Annotated in this window: 3 protein-coding genes, 1 tRNA gene and 1 pseudogene; 1 reads left to right on the top strand and 4 read right to left on the bottom strand. The window is 74.4% G+C overall.

The genetic code is table 11. The features are described 5' to 3' along the window. Positions 1-220: 220 nt before the first annotated feature. The 4 genes from leuS to ACIQOV_RS17610 form a co-directional block, all read right to left on the bottom strand. Complete coding sequence (gene leuS / locus ACIQOV_RS17625) at positions 221-3,106, bottom strand: leucine--tRNA ligase (RefSeq protein ID WP_401049435.1); 2,886 nt, start codon at positions 3,104-3,106, stop codon at positions 221-223. A 438-nt stretch (positions 3,107-3,544) separates the two neighbouring features. Next, a complete protein-coding gene (locus tag ACIQOV_RS17620; RefSeq protein WP_401049433.1) occupies positions 3,545-4,840 on the bottom strand; it encodes a hypothetical protein in 1,296 nt (431 codons plus the stop codon). 98 nt (positions 4,841-4,938) lie between these two features. Next, positions 4,939-5,011: transfer RNA gene (locus tag ACIQOV_RS17615), tRNA-Ala, on the bottom strand. Between the two features lie 330 nt (positions 5,012-5,341). Further along, the gene (locus ACIQOV_RS17610; RefSeq protein WP_401049431.1) at positions 5,342-6,781 is read right to left on the bottom strand and encodes an MFS transporter; all 1,440 of its coding nucleotides are present in this window, start codon (positions 6,779-6,781) and stop codon (positions 5,342-5,344) included. Between the two features lie 102 nt (positions 6,782-6,883). On the opposite strand from ACIQOV_RS17610, the pseudogene ACIQOV_RS17605 reads away from it, so the two are divergent. Further along, a pseudogene (locus ACIQOV_RS17605) lies at positions 6,884-7,618 on the top strand (helix-turn-helix transcriptional regulator); the annotation flags it as partial. Between the last annotated feature and the right edge of the window lie 112 nt (positions 7,619-7,730).

Raw genomic sequence — 7,730 nt, 5'->3', positions numbered from 1 at the left:
CCCCGAGGGTCCCCGACCGCCGCGGAAAGCCCCCGCGAGCACCCTCCGGCCCCTCCGCGCAACGCCGGGCGGGAAACCCCTCCGGCCCCCGCCTCCCGCAAAAACGCCGGGCGGGCGCCCCGAAGGACGCCCGCCCGACCGCTCCGCGCTCGCTGCCTCGGCAGCCACTCGCAGCCGCACTCGATCAAGCACAGCCGCGCTCGATCGAGCTCAGCCGCACTCAGCCGGTGACGATGTTCACCAGCTTCGGCGCCCGCGCGATCACCTTCCGCACCTCGGCCCCGCCGATCGCCGCGACGACCGCCGGCTCCGCCAGCGCCAGCGCCTCCAGTTCGGCGTCCGAGATGCCCGGCGCGACCTCCAGCCGCGCCTTGACCTTGCCCTTGATCTGGACCACGCAGGTCACCGTCTCGTCCACCACGTACGCCGGGTCGGCGACCGGGTAGTCGGTGTGCGCCAGCGAGTCGCCGTGGCCCAGTCGGCGCCACAGCTCCTCGGCGATGTGCGGGGCCAGCGGGGCGACCATCAGCACCAGCTGCTCGGCCACCGCCCGCGGCGTGGAGCCGCGCTTGACCAGGTAGTTGTTCAGCTCGATGGCCTTGGCGACGGCCGTGTTGAAGCGCAGCCCGGCCATGTCGCCGCGGATGCCGTCGATCGCCTTGTGCAGGGCGCGCAGCGTCGCCTCGTCGGGCGCGTCGTCGGTGACGACCAGCTCGCCGGTGGTCTCCGAGACGACGTTGCGCCACAGGCGCTGCAGGAAGCGGTACGAGCCGACGACGGCGCGGGTGTCCCACGGGCGGGAGACGTCCAGCGGGCCCATCGACATCTCGTACAGGCGCAGCGTGTCGGCCCCGTACTCGTCGGCGATGTCGTCCGGCGCGACGGCGTTCTTCAGGGACTTGCCCATCTTCCCGGCTTCGCGCTTGACCGGCTCGCCCTGCCAGAAGTACTGGCCGTCGCGCTCCTCGACCTCGGCGGCGGGCACCGGGAAGCCGCGCTCGTCGCGGTAGACGTCGGCGGTGATCATGCCCTGGTTGAACAGCTTGTGGAACGGCTCGACGGACGAGACGTGGCCCAGGTCGTGCAGCACCTTGTGCCAGAAGCGCGCGTACAGCAGGTGCAGCACGGCGTGCTCGGCGCCGCCGACGTACAGGTCGGCGCCACCGGCCGGCTTGGTCTCCGTCGGGCCCAGCCAGTACTTCTCGTTGGCCGGGTCGACGACCGCCGAGGAGTTCGACGGGTCGACGTAGCGCAGCTCGTACCAGCAGGAACCGGCCCAGTTGGGCATGGTGTTGGTCTCGCGGCGGTACTTCCGGACGCCGTCGCCCAGGTCCAGTTCGACGTTGACCCAGGCCTCGTTGCGCGACAGCGGGGTCTCCGGCGAGGAGGCGGCGTCGTACGCGTCGTAGGTGCGCGGCGAGTAGTCGTCGACCTCGGGGACCTCGACCGGCAGCATCGACTCGGGCAGCGCGTGCATGACGCCGTCCTCGTCGTAGACGATCGGGAAGGGCTCGCCCCAGTACCGCTGGCGGCTGAACAGCCAGTCGCGCAGGCGGTAGTTGACGGTGCCCTCGCCGATGCCGCGCTCGGCCAGCCAGGCGGTGACGGCGGCCTTGGCGTCGACGACGCTCAGCCCGTTCAGCGACAGGTCGCCTTCGGAGCGGGCGGAGTTGACGATGACGGAGTCGTAGGTGTCGAACGCGTCGTCCCACTCGGCGGGGTCGGAGCCGCGCCCGTCGGTCGGCTCGACGACGCAGCGCATCGGCAGCGCGAAGGCGCGGGCGAAGGCGAAGTCGCGGTGGTCGTGGGCGGGGACGGCCATGATGGCGCCGGTGCCGTAGCCCATCAGCACGTAGTCGGCGATGAACACCGGCACGGACTCGCCGCTGACCGGGTTGACGGCGTAGGCGCCGGTGAAGACGCCGGTCTTGACCTTGGCCTCGACCTGGCGCTCGACGTCCGACTTGGCGGCGGCCGTGGCGCGGTAGGCGGCGACGGCCTCGGCGGGGGTGGCGGCGCCGCCGGTCCACTCGGCGGGCACGCCCTCGGGCCAGGCGGCGGGGACGATCGAGTCGACCAGGCCGTGCTCGGGGGCCAGCACCATGTAGGTGGCGCCGAACAGGGTGTCGGGCCGGGTGGTGAAGACGGTGATCTTCCCGCCGTCGACGGCGAAGTCGACCCGGGCGCCCTCGGAGCGCCCGATCCAGTTGCGCTGCTGCAGCTTGATGGCCTCGGGCCAGTCCAGCAGGTCCAGGTCCTCGATCAGCCGGTCCGAGTACGCGGTGATGCGCATCATCCACTGGCGCAGGTTGGACTTGAACACCGGGAAGTTGCCGCGCTCGGAGCGGCCGTCCGCGGTGACCTCCTCGTTGGCCAGCACGGTGCCCAGGCCCGGGCACCAGTTGACCGGCACCTCCTTGGCGTAGGCCAGGCGGTACTCGCCCAGCACCTCGTCGCGCTCGGCGACGGACAGCTCGGCCCAGGCGCGCCCGCCCGGCAGCTCGCGCGCGCCGGACTCGAACCGGGCGACCAGTTCGGCGATCGGACGGGCCTTGCGGGCGTCCGCGTCGTACCAGGAGTTGAAGATCTGCAGGAAGATCCACTGGGTCCAGCGGTAGTACTCCGGGTCGATCGTGGAGATCGAGCGGCGCGGGTCGTGGCCCAGGCCCAGCCGGCGCAGCTGCTGGCGCATGTTGGCGATGTTGGCCTCGGTGGAGACCCGCGGGTGGGTGCCGGTCTGCACGGCGTACTGCTCGGCGGGCAGGCCGAAGGCGTCGTAGCCCAGCGTGTGCAGCACGTTGTGGCCGGTCATCCGCTGGTAGCGGGCGAAGACGTCGGTGGCGATGTAGCCCAGCGGGTGGCCGACGTGCAGGCCCGCGCCCGAGGGGTACGGGAACATGTCCATGATGAAGCTGTGCGGCTTCGCGGTGACGTCGCCGGCCGCCGGGTCGGCCAGCGCACCGGTGGGGTTGGGGGCGTGGAAGGTGCCCTCCTTCTCCCAGATGTCCTGCCAGCGGGACTCGATCTCGGCCGCCAGCGCGGCGCTGTACCGGAACGGCTCGGTCACGGTCTCGGCCGCGCCGGACGCAGGGGTCGTCTCGCTCATGGTCCTTCAAGCTCCATCGATGTCGGTTGGCGAACCGCACAGGCGGCCGGCCCGTGTACCCGGCCCGGGACGGGGTCGGGGGCGGAAAACAAAAAATCCCCTCGCAGGAGGGGACGCCACGCCGACTCCGGCACCGCCCGAGGGCTCAGCCGGTCCTGGTCAGCGCGGCCGGCTAAGGAGCAGGCGCACGGTTCGCATGGGCTCAGGGTACCGCAAGCGGGTCGGCGGGCTGCGGGGTGCACATGCCTGCGTGCGGCCCCGCACGCAGGCATGCGGGGCCGCACGGGACGGGACGGCGCGCGGGGCCGTACGGGACCGGCGCGCGGGGCCGTACGGGACCGGCGCGCGGGGCCGTACGGGACGGGGCCGGAGAGCGGATCCAGGCCCGGACCGCGCCGGACCGCGCCGGGCCGAACTGCGCCGGAGATCCGGAGGGCCCTACCGCGCCGCCGCCCGCCCCGCCGCGTCGAACTCCCGCAGCGCCTTCGCCAGCCGCTCGGACTGCATCCCGGCCGCGAGCGAGCGCGCCAGCGCGGCGGTGCGGGCCGCCTCCCGCTGGTCGCCGAGCCTGCGGTGGGCCTCGGCGAGGCGCACCATGAGCAGCGCCTTGGAGCGGGCCCGTCCCGGCCCGAGCCCGGCCACGGCCTCGGCGAGCAGCACCTTCGCCATCCGGTACCCGCCGAGCGCCAACCGTCCCTCCCCCACCATCCCGGCGACGCCGGCCCGGGTCTCCTCGGCGCCGGGCAGGCCGTCCAGTTCGGCGAAGGCCCTGGCGGCGGCGGCCTCGGCCAGCTCGGCCTCGCCCCGGCGGCCGTACGCGCGGGCGAGCCGGCCGTACTGGCGGGCCCGGGCGGTGGCGCCGAGCGCGGCTCCGTGGGTGTCCAGGGCGGTCGCGAGCGCGGAGACGGCGTCCAGTCCGCGCCCGCCGGGGCCCTGGGTGGCGAGGACGGCCAGTGCGCCGAGCACCGCGACCCCGAGCCGGGGGTCGCCGCCGACGTGGGCGGCGCGCAGCGCGGCGACGAAGGCGCGCTGCGCGGCCGCGTCGTGGCCGAGGTCGTACGCGGCCCAGCCGGCCAGCCGGGCGAGCCTGCTGGCCGTGCCGTACAGCTCGCGGCCGAGCCGTTCGTCGTACGCGCCGAGTTCCAGCAGCTTGGCCAGCATGGCGAGTTCGGCCCGGACGGGGCCGAGGACGAGGCCGCCGCCGCAGGCCCGTTCGAGCTTCTGCTTGCTGCGGTAGGACAGGCCGAGCTCGCCGACCAGCCCGGGTTCGACGCGCAGCGCGCCCTCGCCGCCGCCGACGGGCGGTGGCGGGGAGTCGAGGCGGGCGGCGGCCTGGTCGAGGTCGGCGCTGCGGAACAGGTCGGTGAGGCGGACCGGTCCGGCGTCGGTGGCGGCCTCGCGCAGCGCGGTCTGGGCGGTGTCGGCGGTCCACGGGTCGGTGAGCAGCCGGGGCGAGAGGATCTTGGCGCCGCGGTGGCCGCCCATCCGGCCCCAGAGCTGCTCGTAGGTGACGGCGATGCCGAGGGTCCGGCTGAGCACCTCGCAGACCGCCTGGTCGTGCGGGCTGCGCGGCACCATGCCGCGGTCGCGCCACTTGTACGGGGCGGTGGAGCTGATGGCGAGGCCCGGTGGCAGGGCGAGGCTCACCTCGCGGGCGAGCCGTTCCGGACTCCATCCGAGCTGGTGGAGTATCCGGGCCAGTTCCTCGTTCCGCCTTCGCTCCAGATCGGCCATGGCACGACGGTAGCGGGATTCCGGCCGCCGCGACCGGTGGCGCGGGCAGAACGGCGAAGAGCCGCCTCCCGTTTCCGGGAGGCGGCTCTCGACTGCTGTGGAGCTATGGGGAATTGAACCCCAGACCTCTTGCATGCCATGCAAGCGCTCTACCAACTGAGCTATAGCCCCTTGACCTGCGATGTCACCGTGGTTCCCGGTTGTTTCCGGCCGTTTCCCTCGGCGACATCGACTACTTTACACGGTCCTGGGCGTGCTCCTGAAATCCGTTTCCCGAGGCCCGCACCACGCGCCCCGGGAGCCCCGTCCGCGGAGCCCGGGGAGTCCTTCTTCCGCGCCCCGGGCGTGCGCCCCCCGCCGGGGGCGCACGGCAACCGCGTACGCGCCCCGCTGACGTGCCGACCTCCGCCCGCCGCCCGCACCCGACCGCTGCCGTCCGCCCGCACCCGGCTGCCGCGCCGCCGACCGCACCCCACCGCCCTACCGCCGACCGCACCCCCGCTACCGCGCCGCCCGCCGGCCGCGCACCGCGAAGCCCGCGGCCACCAGCACCGCCGCGGCGTCGACCAGCAGCGTGGCCCGCAACGCCGCCCCCGACTCGGCGGCCGGCGCCGGCAGGTCGACCTGGCCGAGGAACACCGAGCCCAGCACCGCGACGCCGATCACCTGGCCGAGCTGGATGACCGTCACCATCACCCCGCTGGCGTCGGCCGCGTCCTCGGGCGCCACCCCCGCGAGCGCCCGGGCGACCAGCGGCGCGTACGCGCAGCCGGCGGCCAGGCCGAGCGCGGCCATCTCCACCAGCGGCCCGGCGCCGATCTCCGCCCCGCCGCCGAGCAGCAGCCCGAGCAGCAGGTAGCCGCCGCCGAGCAGCACCCCGGCGAGCGCCGGCAGGATCCGGTGCAGCCGGCCGGGCAGCCGGTGCCAGTGCATGCTGGACACGCCGAAGCCGACGGCGACGGGCGCCGAGCAGAGTCCGGCCCTCAACGCGGTGTGGCCGAGCCCGGCCTGCTGGTGCAGGGCGAAGGCGAACATGAAGCCCGCGAAGGCCGCCATGATCGCGAACAGTCCGGCGGCCGCGGGGCGCAGCCCCGGCGCGCCCAGCACCCGCCCGGAGATCAGCGGCTGTCCGCCGCGCCGGGCGATCCGGCGCTCGACGGCCACGAACAGGCCGAACAGCAGCACACCGGCCGCGATCATCGCCCAGCCCCAGACGGGCCAGCCCAGCTCGTGGCCGAGGACGAGCGGGACCACCAGCAGGCCGAGGGCCGCGCCGAGCACCACCAGGCCGGGGAGGTCGAAGCCCCGGGTGGCGTCGCCGGGCAGCCGGGGCAGCAGCCGGGCGCCGGCCGCGAGCAGCACCACGCCGATCGGCACGTTGACCAGGAACACCGGCCGCCAGCCGCTGCCGAACAGGTCGGCGCTGACCAGGACGCCGCCGAGCACCTGGCCGAGCGCCATGCCGCCGGCCAGCACCGCCGCGTAGAGGCCGAGCGCCCGGACCCGGGCGGCGCCGGTGAAGGTGCGCTGCACCAGGCTCATCACCTGGGGCACCATCAGGGCCGAGCCGGCCCCCTGGAGCAGCCGGAAGGCGATCAGCCAGCCGGTGGCCGGGGCGAGGCCGCAGGCCAGCGAGGCGGCGGTGAAGGCGGCCAGGCCGAGCTGGAAGAGCCGGCTGTAGCCGTACCGGGCGCCGAGCCGGGCGCCGGTGATGAGCAGGACGGCGTAGGCGATGGTGTAGCCGGCGATGACCAGCTGGAGGGCGGCTCCGGAGGCGCCCAGGTCGGTTCTGATGGTGGGGACCGCGACGTTGACGATGGAGACGTCGAGCACGGCCATGAACTGCCCGCACAGGACGAGTGCGAGGAGCAGCCCGGGCCGTACCGCCGGGGCGCCGGTGGTGCCTGCGGCCGCGCGGGGCCGGATCTGAAGGTCCGTCATGGCAGTCAGCCTGGCCCCGTACCGGTACTGGTGGTTAGAGCCTGCCGATCCTGGTACCGGCAGCACCTGTATCGGCGGCCCGGGCTGCGGCACCATGGGGCCATGACCGTCCTGGAGGAACTGCCCGCCGCGGCCGGCGGGCGCGACCGCCGCCGCACCGAACTGGCCCGCTTCCTGAAGGCCTGCCGGGCGCGGGTCACCCCCGAGGACGTGGGGCTGCCGCCGGGGCTGCGCCGCCGTACGCCGGGGCTGCGGCGCGAGGAGGTCGCGCAGCTCGCCGGGGTCGGGGTCACCTGGTACACGTGGCTCGAACAGGGCAGGCCGATCAACGCGAGCGAGCAGGTGCTGCTGGCGGTGGCCCGGGCGCTGCGGCTGGACGGCACCGAGCACGAGCACCTGTTCCGACTGGCCGGGGTGTCCGCCTCGGCGCGGGCGCTGCCGTCGGTGCCGGAGCTGTCGCCGTCGATCCAGGTGATCCTGGACTCGCTGGCCCCGCTGCCGGCGGCGGTCTCCAACACCCGGTTCGACGTGCTGGGCTTCAACGGCCCGTACCGCGCGATGTTCGGCACCGACCGGATGCGCCCGTCGCGCGGGGTGGTGTTCAACAGCCTCTGGTGCATGCTGACCGCCCCGCCGTGCTGCAACCCGTGCGAGAACCGGGAGGAGACCCTGCCGCGGATGGTGGCGGTGCTGCGCTCGGCGTACGGCAAGCACGTGGGCGAGCCGGCCTGGGAGGCGCACGTGCAGCGGATGTCGGCGCGCAGCGAGCTGTTCCGGGAGCTGTGGGACCGCCAGGAGGTCGCGCCGCCGGAGGCCTGGCTGCGGGTGTTCCGCCACCCGGAGGTCGGGGTGCTGCGGCTGAACGCCCGTACTCGGAGAGCTTCAGCCCGGCCCGGACGGCCATCGTGCGCAGCTTGATGTTGTGCGCCTTCGAGCCGGTGAAGTAGAC

It is taken from the genome of Kitasatospora sp. NPDC091257 (genome assembly GCF_044757675.1).
Taxonomy (GTDB): domain Bacteria; phylum Actinomycetota; class Actinomycetes; order Streptomycetales; family Streptomycetaceae; genus Kitasatospora; species Kitasatospora lactacystinica.
Note: the sequence above shows the minus strand (reverse complement) of the source record. Positions and strands in the feature narration are given on the sequence as shown.